Raw genomic sequence first — 19,284 nt, 5'->3', positions numbered from 1 at the left:
CCCTGCGCCTCGCGCGGCGGTCCAGACATCCGTAAAATCAACGTGTTGCAGTGACCTTTGCGCGTCTGATAGGACGTGCGGCGCTGTAGCGAGCGACCGCTTGCTTCAGGCGGCGCTGGTTTCGCGCGCGTCGCCTTCTTCGGGGATGACGAAGGCGAGGATCGCCGCCATCGCCTGGGCGCGGTAGCGGTCCGCCTCGTGCAGCAGCTCGTGTCGGGCGCCGTCGATCGGGATCATCTGCGCGGCGCGGAAATTGCGCGCCAGCCATTCGACGGCGATGTGGGGTACCAGCCGATCGGCCGTCGGTGCCAGGATGATCGTCGGCAGGGTGATGCGGGTCAGATGCTCGCGGCGGATGACCCGGCGCATGGCGTGGAAAGCCTCGCTCAGCCAGCGCGCCGTCGGGGGCCCGAGCCTCAGTTCCGGATGCGCATCGGTTAGCGCGATGTTGCGGGCGTAGCGGCGGCGATCGGCCGTCAGCACGTTGTTTTCGAAGGGGCGGTTGCCCTTGTCGGGGTGTGCCGGCAGGGCGCCGAGGCCGACCAGCCGCATGAAGGTCGCAACCGTCGCGATGCTCTTTTCGCCGAGCGCCTGGCCGCCAAGGCCGACGAAGGGTGCGAGCACCACCAGCCGATCGATGCGGCTTGCCAGCATCGGGGCGAGGGAGAGGGCAACGAGAGCGCCCATGGAATGGGCGACGATCGAGAAGGGCAGGCGGGTATCGGGCAGCACGATCTGTTCGAGGAAGGTGCTGAGGTCGCGCTCATAGTCGGAAAAGTGGTCGACATAACCGCGTCCGGGGTGCGCCAGCAGCCGCTCGGAGCCGGCCTGGCCGCGCCAGTCGAAGGTGGCGACCCAGAGGCCGGCCGCAGTCAGATCGGCAATCGTCTCGAAGTACTTCTCGATCGATTCGTTGCGGCCCTGCAGCAGAACGACCGTGCCGCGCGCCACCGGCTGCTTCGTCTTGAAGATCGCATAGCGGATCTTGCGGCCGCCGATGCCATCGAAAAAGCCAGCGACATGATTGTCCGGGATCGGATTGTCCGGTGTCGCGTGGAGGATCGAGGTCATGGGGTCGTGGCCGGAGGTGAAAGCGTGTTGATCGGTAGCATCAAGGGATAGGCGGCAGGGTCTTCGCCGTCAAAGAAAAAAGCCGGAAACGGTGGGTGAAATCCGGACGATCACCGTTTCCGGCCGCTGAAGGGGAAGGGACATGTCACTTCAGCCTGGGCGTTGCGGCCCAGGATTTTGTTTTAGTCCCGCCGGGCTGAACGGAAGCCGAAGCCGGCGTTCATGTCGGGTTCACGGAAAAATCGTCGGCGGGGGCGTCTTGAAGTCGTCAAATCGCCTCCCCAAATCAGGGTCACGGGCGCCGAAGACGGGTCCGTTCACCGGTCCTGCCACTGCCAGAATGGGGTGGCCGACCAGACATCGCAAAAGTTGCTCCAAGGAGGACACCATGCGTCACTTCGATTTCTCTCCCCTTTACCGCTCGACCGTCGGATTCGACCGCCTGTTCACCATGCTCGACAGCCTCGGCCAGCCGGGTGAAGCCCAGACCTATCCGCCCTACAACATCGAGCGCACCGGCGAAAACGCCTACCGCATCACCATGGCCGTTGCCGGTTTCGACGAGAGCGAGCTTTCGATCGAGGCGCGTGAACACACGCTGACGGTCAAGGGCGAAAAGGCCGAGGACAAGGGCGAAGAAAGCCAGTTTCTCCATCGCGGCATTGCCAAGCGCGCCTTCGAGCGCCGCTTCCAGCTCGCCGATCACGTGGAGATCAAGTCCGCTTCGCTGAAGAATGGCTTGCTGCACATCGATCTTACCCGCGAGATCCCGGAAGCCGCCAAGCCCCGCCGGATCGAGATCGCGTCGGTCGCATCGCAGCCGAAGCAGATCGAGGCTCAGACCCTCTGAACATCATGCCCGAACAGGGCATGAAACAGACCTCCCACAAAGAACGGCGTCCTCTACGGGCGCCGTTTTTTGTTGTCGGATCAATCAGGGCTGGGCCGGTACCGGCATGGCGGAAGCAGCCGCTTTCCTTGCTGCATAACGCTGGGCAATCACCGCGCAGGCCATCAGCTGGATCTGGTGGAACAGCATGACGGGCAGCACGATCGCGCCGATGTTCTGGCCGGCGAAGATGGCGCTTGCCATGGGGACGCCGCTCGCAAGGCTCTTCTTCGAGCCGCAGAAGGTGATGGCGATCTCGTCGGCCTTGTCGAAACCGAGCAGGCGGCTGCCGTACATGGTGACGGCAATCACGAGCGCCAGCATGACGATCTCTATGACGACGAGCACGCCGAGATCGGTCAGAGAAAACGTCTGCCACAGGCCGGAGGTGACCGCCTGGCTGAAGGCGAGGTAGACGACCATCAGGATCGAGCCGCGATCGACCGGCGCCAACAGTCCCTTGCGGGCGCGGATCCAGTTGCCGATCACGGGCTGCAGCATCTGGCCGATGACGAAGGGGGCAAGCAGCTGCAGCAGGATCTGCTTGACCGCATCGAGCGTGACGGTGCCATGGCCGCCGGCGGAAAACAGCAGCCCGACGAGCAGCGGCGTCAGGAACATGCCGAAAATGTTGGAGGCCGACGCCGAGCAGATCGCGGCCGGCACATTGCCACCGGCCATGGAGGTGAATGCGATCGACGACTGCACCGTCGAGGGCAGCACGCAGAGGAAGAGGATGCCGGTATAGAGCGATTGCGGCAGGATCGAATCCGGCACGAAGCCGATCGCAAGGCCGAGCAGCGGGAAGAGCACGAAGGTCGAGGCAAGGATCGTCAGGTGCAGGCGCCAATGCAGGATGCCGGCGATCACCACGTCGCGCGACAGGCGCGCCCCGTGCAGGAAGAAGACCATGCCGACAGCCACCTTCGTCGCCAATCCGAACCATTCGGTTGCCTCGCCATGGATCGGCAGGACGGATGCAAGCAGCACCGTCGCCAGAAGCAGGATCGTGAAGGTATCGGGAAGGTAGCGGCGCATATCAGCTCACTTGCTCGTTATCGAACGTCTTGCGGGGATCGCTCATTGTGAAGCAGGATGCAAGGAATAACAGTTATCACGAAATGAGATGAGCTATGTTGGATCTCGTGCAGTTGCGCAGTTTCGTCGCCCTCGAACAGATGGGCAGCTTCACGCTTGCAGCGGAAAAACTATCGCTCGGGCAATCGACGGTCAGCCAGCATATCCAGCGGCTCGAAGCCTCGCTCGGACGCACGCTCGTCGACCGCGATACGCACCGCGTTTCGCTGACGGCAGACGGGCAGGCGCTGCTTGCCCACGCGCGCTCGATGCTGGCGATCGACGGCGAGGTCCGGGCGCTGTTTGCCGAAAGCAGTTTGCGCGGCCGTCTCCGCCTCGGGGTCTCCGAGGACTTCGTCATGAGCCGGCTGCCGGCGGTGCTGGAAGACTTCGTCCGCGCCCATCCGTCGGTCGATCTGGAACTCACGGTGGCCCTGAGCGGCGTGCTCTACCAGATGCAGGACAATGGCGAGATCGATCTGGTGCTTGCCAAGCGCAGGCTCGGCGACCTCAGGGGCGAGCTCGTCTATCGCGAACCGCTGGTTTGGCTGGCGCGCGATCCCGAGAGGATCAAGCGCGACAAGGTGCTGCCGCTGATCGCCTTTCCGCCGCCGAGCATCACCCGCAGCGTCGCGCTCGAAGTGCTCGACCGCCACCGCCTGCCGTGGCGGATCGTATGCACCTGTGGCAGCCTCAGCGGCCTGACGGCGGCGGCCCGTGCCGGCATGGGCGTGCTCGTGCAGCCGCGCAGCATGGTGCCCTCGGGGCTGAAGGAAATCCCGGCCGGGCTCCTGCCGCCGCTCGAAGACGTGGAATTCGTGCTGGTGCCGAGCAAGGGCGTCGACCGAAAGCTGAGTGCGGCGCTCTCGGTCGAAATCCTCGCCAATCTGAGGACCCTGCAAGGGCAGTCCTGAAGGCAGGGCCGATACCGATACCGCTCAGCAGCCGGCGACGAAGCGGTCGACGTCCTCGGCCTTGGTCGCAAAGCTGGTGACGAGGCGATAGAGGCCCTCGTTCTTAGCAAGCTTGCCCTCGAGGTCGTGCGGCACTGGCCAGTCGTAGAAGACGGCGCCATCCTGCCTGAGCTTCGCCGCCACATCCTTGCTGATGATGGCGAAGACCTCGTTGGCATCGGCCTGCCAGGCAAGCCGGCTCGTCTTTGCGGCGGCAATGCCCTCGGCCAGGCGTGTGGCCATGGCGTTGGCGTGACGGGCGAGATTCAGCCAGAGATCGCCGGCGAAATAGGCGTCGAACTGCGCCGAGACGAAACGCGACTTGGAGAAAAGCTGGGCGGAGCGCTTGCGCAGGAAGTGCATCTCGTGGGCCTTGGAGAGGTCGAACAGCACCAGCGCCTCGGCGCACCAGCAGCCGTTCTTGGTGCCGCCGAAGGAGACGAGGTCGACGCCGCGCTTCCAGGTCATTTCGGCGGGCGTTACGTCGAGGCTGACCAGCGCGTTGGCGAAGCGCGCACCATCCATGTGCAGCGGCAGCTTGTGTCCCTTGGCGACGGCCGCGATCGCTTCGATTTCGGCGAGCGAATAGACCGTGCCGCTTTCCGTCGCTTGCGTCAGCGATACCGCACTGGGCTGGCCGCCATGGACGTTATCGAGCGGGAAGCGCCGGATCTCGGCTTCGAGGCGGGAGGCCTCCATCTTGCCCCGCGGTCCGTCGACGGGTTTCAGTCGGGCGCCATGCGAAAAGAATTCGGGCGCGCCGCATTCGTCGGCGATGACATGGGCCTCGCGATGGCAGAAGGCGACACCGCCGGCGCGGTTGGCTGTTGCCAGTGCCAGCGAATTGGCGGCTGTTCCGGTGCCGACGAAGAAGACGGCGACGTCCCTTTCGAAGATGTCCGCGAACTTCTTCTCCACCTTCCGGTCGAGCTCGCTGGTGCCATAGGCCGACGCGTAGCCGCCGGCATGGGCCATCAGGCTTTCGGCAATCGCGGGATGGGCGCCAGCCCAGTTATCAGACGAAAAAATCATCACTTCTCACCCTGTTTCACCGTCAATTCGACGGCTTTTGCCGACCTTAGCCGAGTTTATAGCCGGATCAATCACGGTCAGCGGCCGAAAGGCCAACGGGAGACCAGTTTGAAACCAAAATGAAGAAAACGACGATATGCCGTAATTAAATTATAAAAGCCGGAAATTTCCGGCAATGTTCGGCAAAATCTTCTCCATTATTTGCTGATATGCCTCTTGCGGAGGGGGGTGGTTTCTGGCATAGAGCACATGAAATAGGACAGGTTTGCTGTCCTATTTCGGTCTAGGGACCGGAACAATCGCCGTGAGTGCCTAAAAAAGTGGCATCCGGCGTGCGAAGCGGGAGGATTGGCCGGATTTCATCCGGTTGTTATCGCCTGCCGTCAGGATGGTCGCAGACATCAGTGCCTGATGATGCCGTGCTTATTTGCGACCTGATCAGGATCATGAGACGATGAGTGCCCCGGCTTTTCGGCGTGTCTTTGCGCGCAACGAAGAGTCATGCGCGGGCGGTGCCATGCCCGGCGGTGCCGGGTTCAACAGGAGGGAAAACGATGACGGATCATTCGCCATCACAGCAATCTGGGCTCAACCTCGCACACAGCGTTGCGACGGCTGAAAAAACGCCCGCATTCCCGACTGGCCTGCCGCGAAAACAGGGGCTCTACGATCCGCGCAACGAACATGACGCCTGCGGTGTCGGCTTCGTCGCCCATATGAAGGGTCAGAAGTCGCACCAGATCGTGCGCGATGGCCTCTTCATGCTCGAAAACCTGACGCACCGTGGTGCCGTCGGCGCCGACCCGCTGATGGGAGATGGCGCGGGCATCCTCGTGCAGATTCCCGACCGTTTCTTCCGCGAGGAGATGGCCAAGCAGGGCATCACCCTGCCGAAGGCGGGCGAATATGCCGTCGGCCACATCTTCATGCCGCAGGACGATGCGCTCGTCGAACACTTCAAGCAGGTGATCAAGGACGTCGTCACCGAAGAGGGCCAGGTGCTCATCGGCTACCGCGACGTGCCCGTCGACAACGCGTCGCTGTCGAAGGCGCCGGAAATCGCCGCGACCGAGCCGCGCCATGTCCAGATCTTCATCGGTGCCGGCCGTGACGCCGCCACGAACCCGGAGTTCGAGCGCCGTCTCTTCACGCTGCGCAAGGTGATCTCCAACCGCATCTATGACGAATACAAGGGCGAGGAGAGCAACTTCTACCCCGTGTCGCTGTCGTCCTCGACGATCGTCTACAAGGGCATGTTCCTCGCTTACCAGGTCGGCGCCTATTACAAGGATCTGTCCGACCCGCGCTTCGAAAGTGCGGTGGCGCTCGTTCACCAGCGCTTCTCGACCAACACGTTTCCGTCGTGGAAGCTCGCCCATCCCTACCGCATGGTCGCCCACAACGGCGAAATCAACACGCTGCGCGGCAACGTCAACTGGATGGCAGCGCGCCAGGCCTCGGTTTCCTCGCCGCTCTTCGGCGACGACATCTCCAAGCTCTGGCCGATCTCCTACGAAGGCCAGTCGGACACCGCCTGCTTCGACAACGCACTCGAGTTCCTGGTGCAGGGCGGCTATTCGCTGTCGCATGCCGTCATGATGCTGATCCCCGAGGCGTGGGCCGGCAACCAGTTGATGTCGCCTGAGCGAAAGGCGTTCTACGAATACCACGCAGCGCTGATGGAGCCGTGGGACGGTCCGGCAGCTGTCGCCTTTACCGACGGTCGCCAGGTCGGTGCGACGCTCGACCGCAACGGTTTGCGTCCGGCCCGCTACATCGTCACCTCGGACGACCGCGTCATCCTCGCGTCGGAAGCCGGCGTGCTGCCGGTCGACGAAGACAAGATCGTCAAGAAGTGGCGCCTGCAGCCGGGCAAGATGCTGCTCATCGATATGGAACAGGGCCGCATCATCTCCGACGAGGAGGTGAAGTCCTCGCTCGCGCAAAAGCACCCCTACAGCAAGTGGCTCGAAGACACCCAGCTGATCCTCGAGGAGCTGAAGCCGGTGGAGCCGCGTGCGCTCCGCCGTGACGTTTCCCTGATCGATCGCCAGCAGGCCTTTGGCTACACGCTCGAAGACACCAAGATCCTGATGTCGCCGATGGCGACGACCGGCCAGGAAGCGATCGGCTCGATGGGCACCGACACGCCGATCTCGGCGATGTCGGACAAGCGCAAGCTGCTTTACACCTATTTCAAGCAGAACTTTGCGCAGGTCACCAACCCGCCGATCGACCCGATCCGCGAGGAGCTGGTGATGAGCCTCGTCTCCTTCATCGGTCCGCGTCCGAACATCCTCGACCACGAGGGCATGGCGCATGCCAAGCGGCTCGAGGTGCGCCAGCCGATCCTGACCAACGGCGATCTCGAAAAGATCCGCTCGATCGGTCACACCGAGGATCGTTTCGACACCAAGACGCTCGACTTTACCTATGACATTTCGCGCGGCGCCGAAGGGATGCCGGAAATGCTCGACCGGCTCTGCGAACGTGCGGAAGCGGCGGTGAAGGGCGGCTACAACATCATCGTTCTGTCGGACCGCCAGGTCGGACCGGACCGCGTGGCTATCCCGGCGCTGCTCGCGACCGCGGCCGTGCACCACCACCTGATCCGCAAGGGTCTGCGCACGTCGGTCGGCATCGTGCTTGAATCCGGCGAACCGCGCGAAGTGCATCAGTTCTGTCTGCTCGCCGGCTACGGCGCCGAGGCGATCAACCCCTATCTCGCCTTCGATACGCTCACCGACATGCACAAGCGTGGCGAGTTCCCCAAGGAAGTCGACGGCAGCGAAGTGGTCTACCGCTACATCAAGGCCGTCGGTAAGGGCATCCTCAAGGTCATGTCCAAGATGGGCATCTCGACCTACCAGTCCTATTGTGGCGCGCAGATCTTCGACGCCGTCGGCCTGTCGTCGAAGCTTGTCGACCAGTTCTTCTTCGGCACGGCGACGACGATCGAAGGCATCGGCCTCGAAGAGATCGCCGCCGAAACCGTCGCCCGCCACAAGGCGGCCTTCGGCGCCGACCCGGTTCTCGCCAACTCGCTCGATATCGGTGGCGAATATGCCTTCCGCATGCGCGGCGAAAGCCATGCCTGGACGCCGGACGCGATCGCCTCGCTGCAGCACGCCGTTCGTGGCAACGCAGAGGACCGCTACCGCGAGTTCGCCGAGATGGTGAACAACTCGGCGCTGCGCATGAACACCATCCGTGGCCTGTTCACGATCAAGAGCGCCGAAGCCCTTGGCCGCAAGCCGATCTCGGTCGACGAGGTCGAACCGGCCGTCGATATCGTCAAGCGCTTCTCGACCGGGGCCATGTCCTTCGGCTCGATCAGCCGCGAGGCACATACGACGCTGGCGATTGCCATGAACCGGATCGGCGGCAAGTCGAACACCGGCGAAGGGGGCGAGGAAAGCGACCGCTACCTGCCGCTGCCCGATGGTTCGATGAACCCGGAACGTTCGGCGATCAAGCAGATCGCGTCCGGCCGCTTCGGCGTGACCACCGAGTATCTGGTCAATGCCGACATGCTGCAGATCAAGGTGGCGCAAGGGGCCAAGCCCGGCGAAGGCGGGCAGCTGCCCGGCCACAAGGTCGATGCAACGGTTGCCAAGACCAGGCATTCGACCCCGGGCGTCGGCCTGATTTCGCCGCCGCCGCACCATGACATCTACTCGATCGAAGACCTGGCACAGCTGATCTACGATCTGAAGAACGTCAATCCGGAAGCCGACGTTTCGGTCAAGCTCGTCTCGGAAGTCGGCGTCGGCACGGTTGCCGCCGGCGTTGCCAAGGCGCGCGCCGACCATATCACCGTCGCTGGCTTCGACGGCGGTACCGGCGCTTCGCCGCTCACCTCGCTGAAACACGCCGGCAGCCCCTGGGAAATCGGTCTGGCCGAGACCCAGCAGACGCTGGTGCTGAACGGCCTGCGTTCGCGCGTCGCCCTTCAGGTCGATGGTGGTCTGAAGACCGGTCGCGACGTCATCATCGGCGCGCTGCTCGGTGCCGACGAATTCGGCTTCGCCACCGCACCGCTGATCGCCGCCGGCTGCATCATGATGCGCAAGTGCCACCTCAACACCTGTCCCGTCGGCGTTGCGACCCAGGATCCGGTGCTGCGCAAGCGCTTCAAGGGCACGGCCGAACACGTCATCAACTACTTCTTCTTCGTGGCCGAGGAAGTGCGCGAGATCCTGGCGTCGCTCGGCGTCAGGAAGCTCAACGACATCGTCGGCGCTTCGGAACTGCTCGAAAAGGACAGTGCGCTTGCGCACTGGAAGGCCAACGGCCTCGACTTCTCGAAGATCTTCCACAAGGTGGAAGCCAAGAAGGAAGAGACCTACTGGACCACGCGCCAGCAGCACCCGATCGACGATGTTCTCGATCGCAAGCTGATCAAGGAAGCGGCGGTCGCGCTCGAAACCAAGGCTCCGGTCAAGATCGAAGCCGAGATCAAGAACGTCGACCGTTCGGCCGGCGCGATGCTTGCGGGTGCGCTTGCCAAGCGCTGGGGCCACAAGGGCCTGAAGGACGACACCATCCACGTGACCCTCAAGGGCACGGCTGGCCAGTCCTTCGGCGCGTTCCTCGCACGCGGCATCACCTTCGATCTCGTGGGTGACGGTAACGACTATGTCGGCAAGGGTCTTTCGGGCGGTCGCATCATCGTCCGGCCGCCGGAAAATGCCACGATCGTTCCGCAAGAATCGATCATCGTCGGCAACACCGTGCTTTACGGCGCGATCTCGGGCGAGTGCTACTTCAACGGCGTAGCCGGCGAACGTTTCGCCGTGCGCAACTCCGGCGCGGTCGCGGTCGTCGAGGGCGTGGGTGACCACGGCTGCGAATACATGACCGGCGGCGTCGTCGTCGTGCTCGGCGGAACGGGGCGCAACTTTGCGGCCGGCATGTCGGGCGGTGTCGCCTATGTGCTCGACGAGGAAGGCGATTTCGCCCGTCGCTGCAACATGGCGATGGTCGAGCTGCAACCGGTTCCGGAAGAGGACGACATGCTGGAGAAGCTGCACCACCACGGCGGCGACATCATGCACAAGGGCATGGTCGACGTGTCGGGCGACATGACGCGCCACGACGAGGAGCGGCTTTATCAGCTCATCTCCAACCACCTTCACCACACGGGTTCGCCCCGGGCGAAGGAGATCCTCGATCACTGGACGGATTATCGGCCGAAGTTCCGCAAGGTCATGCCGGTCGAGTACCGCCGTGCGCTCGAGGATATGGAACGCATGAAAATGGCAGAGGCGGCCGAATAGGAGGCCCCGGTGACCAAGGCTCCCGGTTCATCACAGATCGGTTCGGGGGCCCCTCACGCGCGCTCGCAAAAAGCGCCTGTTCAGACGCACAGCTTTCAGGATGAAACGATGGGTAAGGTAACTGGATTTCTCGAGATCGACCGGCAAGTGGCAAAGTACCAGCCGGCGTCCGACCGCATCCGCCATTTTCGCGAATTCACCATTCCGATGTCAGAACCGGAAGTGCAGAAGCAGGCTGCTCGCTGCATGGACTGTGGCATCCCCTATTGCCACGGCCCGACCGGCTGCCCGGTGCACAACCAGATCCCGGACTGGAACGATCTCGTCTACAACGGCAACTGGGACGAGGCGATCCGCAACCTGCATTCGACCAACAACTTCCCGGAATTCACCGGCCGCGTCTGCCCGGCGCCGTGCGAGGAAGCCTGCACGTTGAACCTCGAAGACACCCCGGTCGCGATCAAGACCGTCGAACAGGCGATCGCCGACAAGGCCTATGAAATGGGCTATATCGTGCCGCAGCCGGCCGTCACCAAGACCGGCAAGAAGGTCGCGATCATCGGCTCGGGACCTGCCGGTATGGCCGCGGCCCAGCAGCTTGCCCGCGCCGGCCACGAGGTGCACGTCTACGAGCGCGAAACCAAGCCCGGCGGCCTGCTGCGCTACGGCATCCCGGACTTCAAGATGGAGAAGAACTTCATCGATCGCCGCGTCGACCAGATGCGCGGCGAAGGCGTCACTTTCCACTGCGGCATCAATGTCGGCGTCGACGTTCCGATGCAGCGCCTGCTCGACGAGCATGACGCCGTGCTCTACTGCGGCGGCTCCGAGACCCCGCGCGACGCGGGAATCCCCGGCGTCCAGTTCGCCGGCGTGCATGACGCGATGCCCTATCTCGTCCAGCAGAACCGCCGCGTCGGCCGCGAGAACATCGACAGCGTCGGCTGGCCGTCGCAGCCGATCCTTGCCGGCGGCAAGCATATCGTCGTCGTCGGCGGTGGTGATACCGCGTCCGACTGTGTCGGCACCGCTTTCCGCCAGGGCGCCGTCAAGGTGACCCAGCTCGACATCCGTCCGCAGCCGCCGGAAAAGGAAGACAAGCTCGCCGTCTGGCCGTTTTGGGCGACGAAGATGCGCACCTCTTCGAGCCAGGCCGAAGGCGCCATCCGCGAGTTCCAGGTGGCGACCCTTGAGTTCATCGGCGACGAGGACGGCAACCTGACCGGCGTGAAGTGCTGCCAGGTGGATGATCGCCGCAAGCCGGTCGCCGGCACGGAGTTCATCATCAAGGCGGATCTTGCCTTCATCGCCATCGGTTTCAGTGGTCCCTTCACCAACAGCGTGATCAAGGACCTCGGCGACAAGCTGACGCTCAACACCGACCGCCGCGGCTCGACCAACGTCGTCGCCAACGAGCGCGACTACAAGACCTCGGTCGACAAGCTCTGGACGGCCGGCGACGTGCGCCGCGGCCAGTCGCTCGTCGTCTGGGCGATCCGCGAAGGCCGCCAGGCGGCGCGTGCGATCGACGAGGCGCTGATGGGTTCGACCACGCTGCCGCGCTAAGGCATTACTCCCAAGCATGAAAAAAGCCCCGCAGCGATGCGGGGCTTTTTTCATGGTGTGCCAGAAGGCTGAATGGGGATCGTCGGCCTAGTTGCGGATCACCGGGTTGCTGATGACCGTGTTTGGCTTCGAGAGGCGGAAGTCATCGACGCGGCCGGCCGGAGCGGCGGCGACGTCACCCTTGCCAACCAGCAGGTCGCGTGGGCTCTTGCCGTTGCCCTTGTCCGGTGCGGCGCTGCCGAGCAGGGACGCGGCGCCATCCAGCGCCGGATCGGTCAGCCCGATCGGCTGGGTCTTGACGATATCCTCGTTGCCGAGCGGTGCGGTCACCACCAGGTCCTTGAGCTCGTCGGCGCCCGGCACGTTCTTGTCGGTGGCGGCGGCATCGCCGAGCAGCCGACGGATGTCCTTCTCGACGTAGAAGGCAAGCTTGCGCTTGCCGGCCTTGGTGAGGTTGACGCCGTCGGCGCCGCGCAGGCGCACCTGCTGGCCGTTGATATCGGAGCCGGTCAGAACGAACTTGCCGCCCTCATCGACGAAGCCGTCCCAGATGTCGACGAACTGTCCGCCGACCTTCTCGATCTCCTCGCGATAGATGCCGTTGAAGGTGACCATGTCGGCGGTCATCGCGGCCGACTGGAACGGCGGCATGCCGACCCAGAGAACCGGCAGCTTTTCCTTGCGCGCAAGGGCTGCCAGCGCGTTGACACGCTTGCGATATTCTTCCGTCCAAAGGTCGGAGCGGAACTTCTCCTTGGTGCTGCCGATCTGCATCTGCTGGCGATCGTTGGCGCCGAGGCTGATGATGATGACCGACGGCTTCACGTCGCCGACATAGCCCGGCAGCGTGCCCGGCCAATTGAAATAGTCCTCGCGCACGAGGCCGGACGAGCCGTTCGCCCGCGTCTCGATGGTGATGCCGGGCGTCATCTCGAAGGCGGTCTTCAAGCCGTCGCCGAGGCTGCCGGCCATGAAGTCGCCGACGACGAGCACCTTCTTGGCATCTGGCGCTTTCTCCACCACCACCGGCGCCGGGGCAGGGGTGTCGGCGACCTTCGGCTTCTGCTTCTGTTGGCCCTGGCCCTTCTGTCGCTGCTGCGGCTGGCGCTGGCGCTTCGGGCGCGGTTGTTCGGGATAATAGTCGCGATCTGCATAGGTCGGCCGTTCGCGGGTCAGCCCGCCGAAAAGCATCTGGAACAGAGTGCGCCGCTGCACCCGTTCCTGCGCTTCGGCAAAGCTCGCAAAAAGGCTGACGGTGAGCATCGCCACAAGGGCGATGCAGATCGTCGCAATCCCGAACGGCGTTCGGCCAACTTGCCTGCGGCGTTTGCTGATCATCTGCTTTCTGCCCCGTTCATCGCGTATTCGGGCGGCCTTGCCGCGCAAAAGTTTCAGCGCGCCGCACGGGGTGCAGCGCGCTTGCCCTATTGTATCTCACGGATACTCAGATCGCGAAACCGTTTCGAACCTGCTAGTTGCGGAGCGCCCGCAGCAGCATCTGGGTCGGCTCTCCGTCCGGCGCCAGTCCGTTCTTCGACTGGAACGCCTGGATCGCGGCCTTGGAGCCGGAGCCGAAATTGCCGTCGACTTCGCCGCTGTAGTAGCCGAGCTCCTTCAGCCGGTTCTGCAGCTCGAACTTCTCGCTGATATCAAGCGAACCGTCCGGACGCGGCCAGCGCTGCTGCATGCCCTGGTAGCCGGCGATCTGGTCGGCGAGCAGGCCGACGCCAAGCGCGTAGCTGTCCGAGGCGTTGTAGCGCTTGATGACGAAGAAGTTCTTGGTCATCAGGAAGCCGGGGCCCTGGCCCCCGCTCGGCAGCTTGAGTTCGGCGCGGGTGCTGCCGTTGCGGAAGCCCTTGCCGTTCGGCCGGGCAAAACCGAGCGACGCCCATTCCTTGAGCGTCTTCGTCTGGCCGGAATATTTCGCGGCATTTGCCGGCGGGGCGACCTCGTAGCCCCAGGTCTCGCCCGGTTGCCAGCCATTCTTCTTCAGGAGGTTGGCGGCGGTCGCCAGCGCGTCCGGCACGGAGTTCCAGATGTCGCGGTGACCGTTTCCATCCGCATCGACTGCATAGAGCAGGTAGCTCGTCGGGATGAACTGGGTGTGGCCCATGGCACCCGCCCAGGAGCCGGTCAGCTCGCGCGGCGTGATGTCGCCCTTCTGCAGGATCTTGAGTGCTGCGATCAGCTGCTTCTTGGCATAGTTCGACCGCTTCGGATCCGCATAGGCAAGGGTTGCCAGCGCGCGCGGCACGTAGTGCAGGCGGTCATCCTTCTCCAGCACTGCGCCGTAGTTGGACTCCATCGACCAGATGGCCAGAAGAATGGTCTTGTCGACGCCGAAGTGTTTCTCCAGCGCGTTCAGCGTGCGGGCGTGCTTGGTCGCCATCTCCTGGCCGACGCGCTTGGTGTAGGGGTTCACGCGGGAATCGATATATTCCCAGATCTTGTGCTTGAACTCCGGCTGGTAGTTGGCCTTGTCGATCACCGTCTGGTCGGGCGACTTTACGCCGGCAAAGGCCTGGCGGTAGGTTGACTTGGTGATGCCGGCCTGGGCGGCGGTCGCGTAAAACTCGTTGATCCAGTTCTGGAACCCGGTATCGGCGCGCGCAGGTGCGGTGCCGAGCGTGGCGGCGGATAGGACGAGGGCGGCTGCGATATGACGGAAAAACGTCCTGCGGTTTCTGATCATCAGCTGTCGGTTCCGTTTCTCTGCGGAGCTTCGGCCGTCATGGCCCGAATCACTCCGCAAGGTGGCAGTCTGGGGCCAGCCTGGACGGTGGGGGCAGTCGTCGGCGGCTCCTGTTTCGGATCCGGCCGCGCTTGTTGCATTGCCGGATTGCAACGAATCTACAGAAACGTGGTCAACAAACCCTTTACCATGAAAATGTGGTGGCGTCTTCGGCCACAGAAAATGTCAAGCCTTGGTCGTGGAGTTCGCATATGCATTTGTTTCGTCGGTTCATGCTGTGTTCAGCTGACGGCATAGAGATTGCGGCTCCATTACGGAGCGCTGTATGGTTCGGGACGGATTGACGTCCAGGACCATTCGGCAAGAGTTATGAGTGAAATCCTTTCAAGGAGGTATCGATGACCGACAAGCGTAAAGTCCGCAAAGCCGTGTTCCCGGTCGCAGGACTGGGCACCCGTTTCCTGCCGGCGACCAAGGCCGTGCCGAAGGAAATGCTGACGGTGGTGGACAAGCCGGTCATTCAATATGTGGTCGACGAAGCGCTGGAAGCCGGGATCGAGCATCTGATCTTCGTGACCGGACGCAGCAAGGCTGTCATCGAGGACTATTTCGACATTCAGGTCGAGCTCGACCAGACGCTGCGCGAGCGCAACAAGAAGGCCGAGATCGCGCTGCTCGACGGCATCCTGCCGAAGGCCGGCACCACCAGCTTCACCCGCCAGCAGGCGCCGCTCGGCCTTGGCCACGCGGTCTGGTGCGCCCGTGAACTCGTCGGCAACGAGCCCTTCGCGCTGCTCCTGCCCGACATGATCATGAAGGGTGAGAAGGGCTGCCTGAAGGGCATGGTCGAGCTCTATGAGCAGAGCGGCGGCAACGTCATCGCGGTTGAGGAATGCGCGCCGGACCAGGCGCACAAATACGGCATCGTCGGCGTCGGCGACAAGGTCGGCGAAGGTTTCAAGATCACCAAGATGGTCGAGAAGCCAGCACCGGGCACTGCCCCCTCCAACTTCTTCATCAACGGCCGCTACATCCTGCAGCCGGAGATCTTCCCGATTCTCGAAAAGCAGGAGCGCGGCGCCGGCAACGAGATCCAGCTGACCGACGGCATGGTCAAGCTTTCCGACAACCAGCAGTTCGCCGCTTACCACTTCCGTGGCGATACCTACGACTGTGGCGCCAAGGACGGCTTCATCCTGGCCAACGTCGCCTTCGCGCTCGAGCGTGGCGATATCCGTCCGACCGTCGAAGGCCCGCTGAAGAGCCTGCTCGGCAGCCTGAAGTAATCGGCTTTCTCTTCTCGAAGGCAAGAAAGGCCGCGTCCATCGGGCGCGGCCTTTTTTTATCTGGATAATGGGATTGCCTCAGCGGCGCAGCGTCAACCCGACGCCGACGCGGGTGATGTCGGTGGTGTCGCCCTGATCGCGGGTGGTGCGCTCGTAGCTGACGTCGCCCGTCAGCGCCAGGTAGCGGTTGATGTCGTAGGTGAGGCCGGCGCCGGTGCGCCAGGTGGTCTCGTCCGACGAGCGGGCGTTCGAGGGGTAGTTGCGCAGCGTCAGGCTATTCGTCAGGCGCGCGACGAGATCCGAGCGCATCTGGTGGGTGATGATGTTGGTGAGGTTGTAGTCGATCGAACCAGCGTCGCCGGGCGTCGTTGACGGGTTGAGGTCGGTCGACACGGCGAAGAGCACGTCGGTGCCGCGTTGCGGCGACCAGTTGAGGCGGCCATCGACCGACAGGCCGCGGAGTTCGCCAAGCCGTTCATCCTCGAAATTGTAGGTTTCGTAGCCGAGGCCGAGCTCGCCATAGAGTTTCTCGCCGAGGTCGAGCTCGATACCGCCGCGTGCGGCATAGGTCTGATAGGAGCGTTCGAAACCGAGCGGATCTTCGCGCAGATCGTAGAGCGACTTGCCGACGGAGGCTTCGAGGAACGGGATCAATGCCGGCGACAGTTCGTAGCCGACGCGGGCCGTGAGCACACCGGTGTTGCGGTTTCGATACTTGACCGAAAGGTTCGTGCCGTTTTCGAGTTCGACATCACCATAGGTGCGCCGGTCGAAATCGATGCCGACCGAGCCGCGGATCAGACCGAAATCACGCTCAACGGCCGCGCCGAGGCGGTAGGTGTTGACCGCGGACTGGTTTTTGGCGTTGGAGATCGCGTTCGGGTCGTCGGCGTCCTCGCGCTCGAAACTGTAGCCGGCGCGCAGACGGGCGATCGTTTCGTCCCAGAGATCGAGCCGCAGTTCCGCATCGACATTGGCGCGGGGCTCTTCCTCGCCCTCGCCGGAGATGTTGTTCTGCAACACGCCTTCGCCGGTGACGGTCAGCTGATGCCGCGACCAGTCCGAGGTCAAGGTGCCGCGGATTCCGGTTTCGAGATAGCCGCGGTTGGTCTTGGTGTCGCCGTCCTTGCGCCATTCGTGGTTGATGGTCTCGCTGACGCTGGGGCGCAGCGTGAAGGTGCCGATTCGGATGCCCGGGGCGCGATCGTATTCGGGGTTGTCGGTCCGCAACCGCAGACCGTCGATCGTCGGCTCGCGCTGGTTCAGGCGAAGGTAATCCTCGTTAGAGGCCGGGGTCAGGTCGTCAGCGCTGACGGCGCCGGTGGTCTGCGGATCGGTGATTGCGGGCGTCGCGGCCGGAACGGCTGAAGGCGCAGTGCCCGCGCCATAGGTGGTCGTCGTCGGAGCGGTGGCGGGAGCGGTCGTGGCGGTCTGGGCGTTCAAGGATGCGGGGGCAAGCATCGCCGTGCCGGCCAGCAGCAACGCCAGCGACGTCGAACGCCGCGCGCCTCCTTTGATCGAGCGAGATGAGCCTGGCACCATATGCCGTTTGTCCACGAGCCTGATTGCAATCCTTTCGCAACCGTAAAGCGACGTGGTTAATCAATCGTTTCCAAACGGAAAAAACGTCGTGGCATCAGCCGCTTGCGGTTACACTTTCGACGGTCAGGTTGCGGCCGTGGGTGGAAACGACGCGCACCCTTGTACCGGCCGGCAGGTCCGGTCCCTCAACGACCCAGAACGTGTCGTCGAGCCGGATGCGCCCTCGGCCTTCGGCGATCGGTTTTTCCAGGACCGCGGTGCGGCCGACGAGGCTTTCGGCGCGCTGGTTCAAAAGCGGCTCGTCGGTGGTCTCGGATGTGGAGAGAACGAAGCGGCGGCCAAGGAGAACGGCCGCCACCGAGAGCAGCGCGAACAGCACGAGCTGGACCTGCCACGTCCAGAAGCCGACCTCCCAAAGCATGAGGGAGAGGATGCCGACTGCCAAGGCGGCGACACCGATCCAGATCAGGAACACGCCGGGGGCGATGAGCTCGGCGGCGAGAAGCACGAAGCCCAGAACCCACCAGCTCCAGGGCCCGAGTTCTTGAATGGCGCGTTCGATCATCGTCTACTTCCCTTGCGCGGGATCGGTCGGGAAAGCCGGCGTGGTGCGCGGCGTCGACTGGCGCGGGCGGGTCGCTGGCGCCGTCTGGCTGTCGCCAAAGACTTCCTTGGCGATGGCGCCGATGCCACCGAGTGAACCGATCAGCGCGGAAGCTTCCATCGGCATCAGCACGATCTTCTGGTTGTTGGCGGTGCCGATCGAGGCGAGTGCCTCGGTGTACTTCTGGGCGACGAAGTAGTTGATCGCCTGCACGTCGCCGGCCGCAATGGCCTCGGAGACCATCTTGGTTGCCTTCGCCTCTGCCTCGGCCAGGCGCTCGCGCGCTTCGGCGTCACGAAACGCCGCTTCGCGCTGGCCCTCGGCCTGCAGGATCGCCGACTGCTTGGCGCCTTCGGCGCGCAGGATCTGGGCGTTTCTGGCGCCTTCGGCTTCGAGCACCTGCGCGCGTTTCTCGCGCTCGGCCTTCATCTGGCGCGCCATGGCATCGACGAGATCCTTCGGCGGGGCGATATCCTTGATCTCGATGCGGGTGATCTTGATGCCCCAGGGGCTGGCAGCTTCGTCGACGACGTGCAGCAGCCTGTCGTTGATCGTATCACGGTTGGAGAGCAGTTCGTCGAGGTCCATCGAACCCATGACCGAGCGGATGTTGGTCATCGTCAGGTTGAGGATGGCGTTTTCCAGATGCGCCACCTGGTAGGCGGCCTGCGCCGCATTCAGGATCTGATAGAAGGCGACGGCATCGGCCGAAACGCTGGCATTGTCCTTGGTGATGACTTCCTGGGTCGGAACGTCGAGCACCTGTTCCATCACGTTCATCTTGGCGCCGATGCGGTCGATGAACGGCACGATCAGATTGAGGCCCGGCTCCAGCGTTTTGGTGTAGCGACCGAAGCGCTCGATCGTATAGCGGTAGCCCTGCGGCACCGTCTTGATCCCCATGAAGAGGACCAGGATGATGAGCACCACGAAGCCAATGACGACGATATCCATTCCGCCCAAGACTTACCCCCTTAAATTGCAATCTCGACCTGTGGCTGCAGTCTAGCGTATTCCGTTTCCCTTCGGAATCGCTTTTCCGCGGATTGCGCGTAAATTCAAAATGTTAGATTGCCGCGCTCGCCGGTGGGCAAGAGCGCGGCTCCTTCATCCTGAGTTGGCGGCCAGCGCGCCGTTCAAGTGGGGTGATGGGACGCTTAAAGCCAGCCGGCAAGCTCCCGGCGCACGACGTGTTCGAGCACGGCCATGCCTTCGGCGCTGTCGTTCAGGCAGGGGATGTGGGTGAACTTCTCGCCGCCATTGTGATGGAAGCTTTCGGCCGCCTGCTCGGCG

Annotated in this window: 13 protein-coding genes and 1 pseudogene; 5 read left to right on the top strand and 9 right to left on the bottom strand. The window is 63.4% G+C overall.

Annotation, left to right across the window (positions count from 1 at the left end):
• Positions 1–105: 105 nt before the first annotated feature.
• Complete coding sequence (locus ASE71_RS03125; protein ID WP_060517616.1) at positions 106–1,071, bottom strand: alpha/beta fold hydrolase; 966 nt, start codon at positions 1,069–1,071, stop codon at positions 106–108.
• Positions 1,072–1,459: 388 nt separating this feature from the next.
• Here ASE71_RS03125 and ASE71_RS03120 point away from each other — a divergent pair, with 388 nt between their 5' ends.
• Positions 1,460–1,921, top strand: a complete 462-nt coding sequence (locus ASE71_RS03120) for an Hsp20 family protein (protein ID WP_034786801.1) — start codon at positions 1,460–1,462, stop codon at positions 1,919–1,921.
• Between the two features lie 84 nt (positions 1,922–2,005).
• On the opposite strand, the gene ASE71_RS03115 is transcribed toward ASE71_RS03120, so the two are convergent.
• Positions 2,006–2,998, bottom strand: a complete 993-nt coding sequence (locus ASE71_RS03115) for a bile acid:sodium symporter family protein (RefSeq protein ID WP_060517617.1) — start codon at positions 2,996–2,998, stop codon at positions 2,006–2,008.
• Positions 2,999–3,093: 95 nt separating this feature from the next.
• On the opposite strand from ASE71_RS03115, the gene ASE71_RS03110 reads away from it, so the two are divergent.
• On the top strand, positions 3,094–3,951 hold the full coding sequence (locus tag ASE71_RS03110; protein WP_034786796.1) for a LysR family transcriptional regulator: 858 nt from the start codon (positions 3,094–3,096) through the stop codon (positions 3,949–3,951).
• Between the two features lie 24 nt (positions 3,952–3,975).
• Here the strand turns inward: ASE71_RS03110 and ASE71_RS03105 are convergent, their stop codons facing one another.
• Positions 3,976–5,022, bottom strand: a complete 1,047-nt coding sequence (locus ASE71_RS03105; protein WP_060517618.1) for a threonine aldolase family protein — start codon at positions 5,020–5,022, stop codon at positions 3,976–3,978.
• Positions 5,023–5,576: 554 nt separating this feature from the next.
• On the opposite strand from ASE71_RS03105, the gene gltB reads away from it, so the two are divergent.
• Both gltB and ASE71_RS03095 read left to right on the top strand, forming a co-directional pair.
• Entirely contained in the window at positions 5,577–10,301 is a 4,725-nt protein-coding gene (gene gltB / locus ASE71_RS03100; protein WP_034786790.1) for a glutamate synthase large subunit, read from the top strand.
• Positions 10,302–10,409: 108 nt separating this feature from the next.
• Positions 10,410–11,867, top strand: coding sequence for a glutamate synthase subunit beta (locus ASE71_RS03095; protein ID WP_034786787.1), 1,458 nt, complete (start codon positions 10,410–10,412; stop codon positions 11,865–11,867).
• 87 nt (positions 11,868–11,954) lie between these two features.
• On the opposite strand, the gene ASE71_RS03090 is transcribed toward ASE71_RS03095, so the two are convergent.
• Together ASE71_RS03090 and ASE71_RS03085 are read right to left on the bottom strand one after the other, a co-directional pair.
• Positions 11,955–13,205, bottom strand: coding sequence for a DUF459 domain-containing protein (locus ASE71_RS03090; protein ID WP_060517622.1), 1,251 nt, complete (start codon positions 13,203–13,205; stop codon positions 11,955–11,957).
• Between the two features lie 133 nt (positions 13,206–13,338).
• Positions 13,339–14,559 (bottom strand): lytic murein transglycosylase, encoded by a 1,221-nt coding sequence (locus ASE71_RS03085; RefSeq protein ID WP_034786785.1) that lies wholly within the window; start codon positions 14,557–14,559, stop codon positions 13,339–13,341.
• Positions 14,560–14,957: 398 nt separating this feature from the next.
• On the opposite strand from ASE71_RS03085, the gene galU reads away from it, so the two are divergent.
• Positions 14,958–15,845: a UTP--glucose-1-phosphate uridylyltransferase GalU gene (galU, locus tag ASE71_RS03080; protein ID WP_060517625.1), complete on the top strand. Its 888-nt coding sequence runs from the start codon at positions 14,958–14,960 to the stop codon at positions 15,843–15,845.
• A gap of 78 nt (positions 15,846–15,923) precedes the next feature.
• On the opposite strand, the gene ASE71_RS03075 is transcribed toward galU, so the two are convergent.
• The 4 genes and pseudogenes from ASE71_RS03075 to hemH form a co-directional block, all read right to left on the bottom strand.
• Complete coding sequence (locus ASE71_RS03075; protein WP_060517628.1) at positions 15,924–17,387, bottom strand: outer membrane beta-barrel protein; 1,464 nt, start codon at positions 17,385–17,387, stop codon at positions 15,924–15,926.
• A gap of 94 nt (positions 17,388–17,481) precedes the next feature.
• The gene (locus ASE71_RS03070) at positions 17,482–17,952 is read right to left on the bottom strand and encodes an NfeD family protein (protein WP_034786778.1); all 471 of its coding nucleotides are present in this window, start codon (positions 17,950–17,952) and stop codon (positions 17,482–17,484) included.
• A gap of 3 nt (positions 17,953–17,955) precedes the next feature.
• Entirely contained in the window at positions 17,956–18,954 is a 999-nt protein-coding gene (locus ASE71_RS03065; protein ID WP_089044972.1) for an SPFH domain-containing protein, read from the bottom strand.
• A gap of 194 nt (positions 18,955–19,148) precedes the next feature.
• Positions 19,149–19,284, bottom strand: a pseudogene (gene hemH / locus ASE71_RS35565) (ferrochelatase); the annotation flags it as partial.

This window comes from Ensifer sp. Root954 (genome assembly GCF_001429005.1).
Lineage (GTDB): Bacteria > Pseudomonadota > Alphaproteobacteria > Rhizobiales > Rhizobiaceae > Ensifer > Ensifer adhaerens.
The sequence above is the reverse complement of the archived record's forward strand: the minus strand, read 5'-3'. Positions and strand labels throughout refer to the sequence as shown.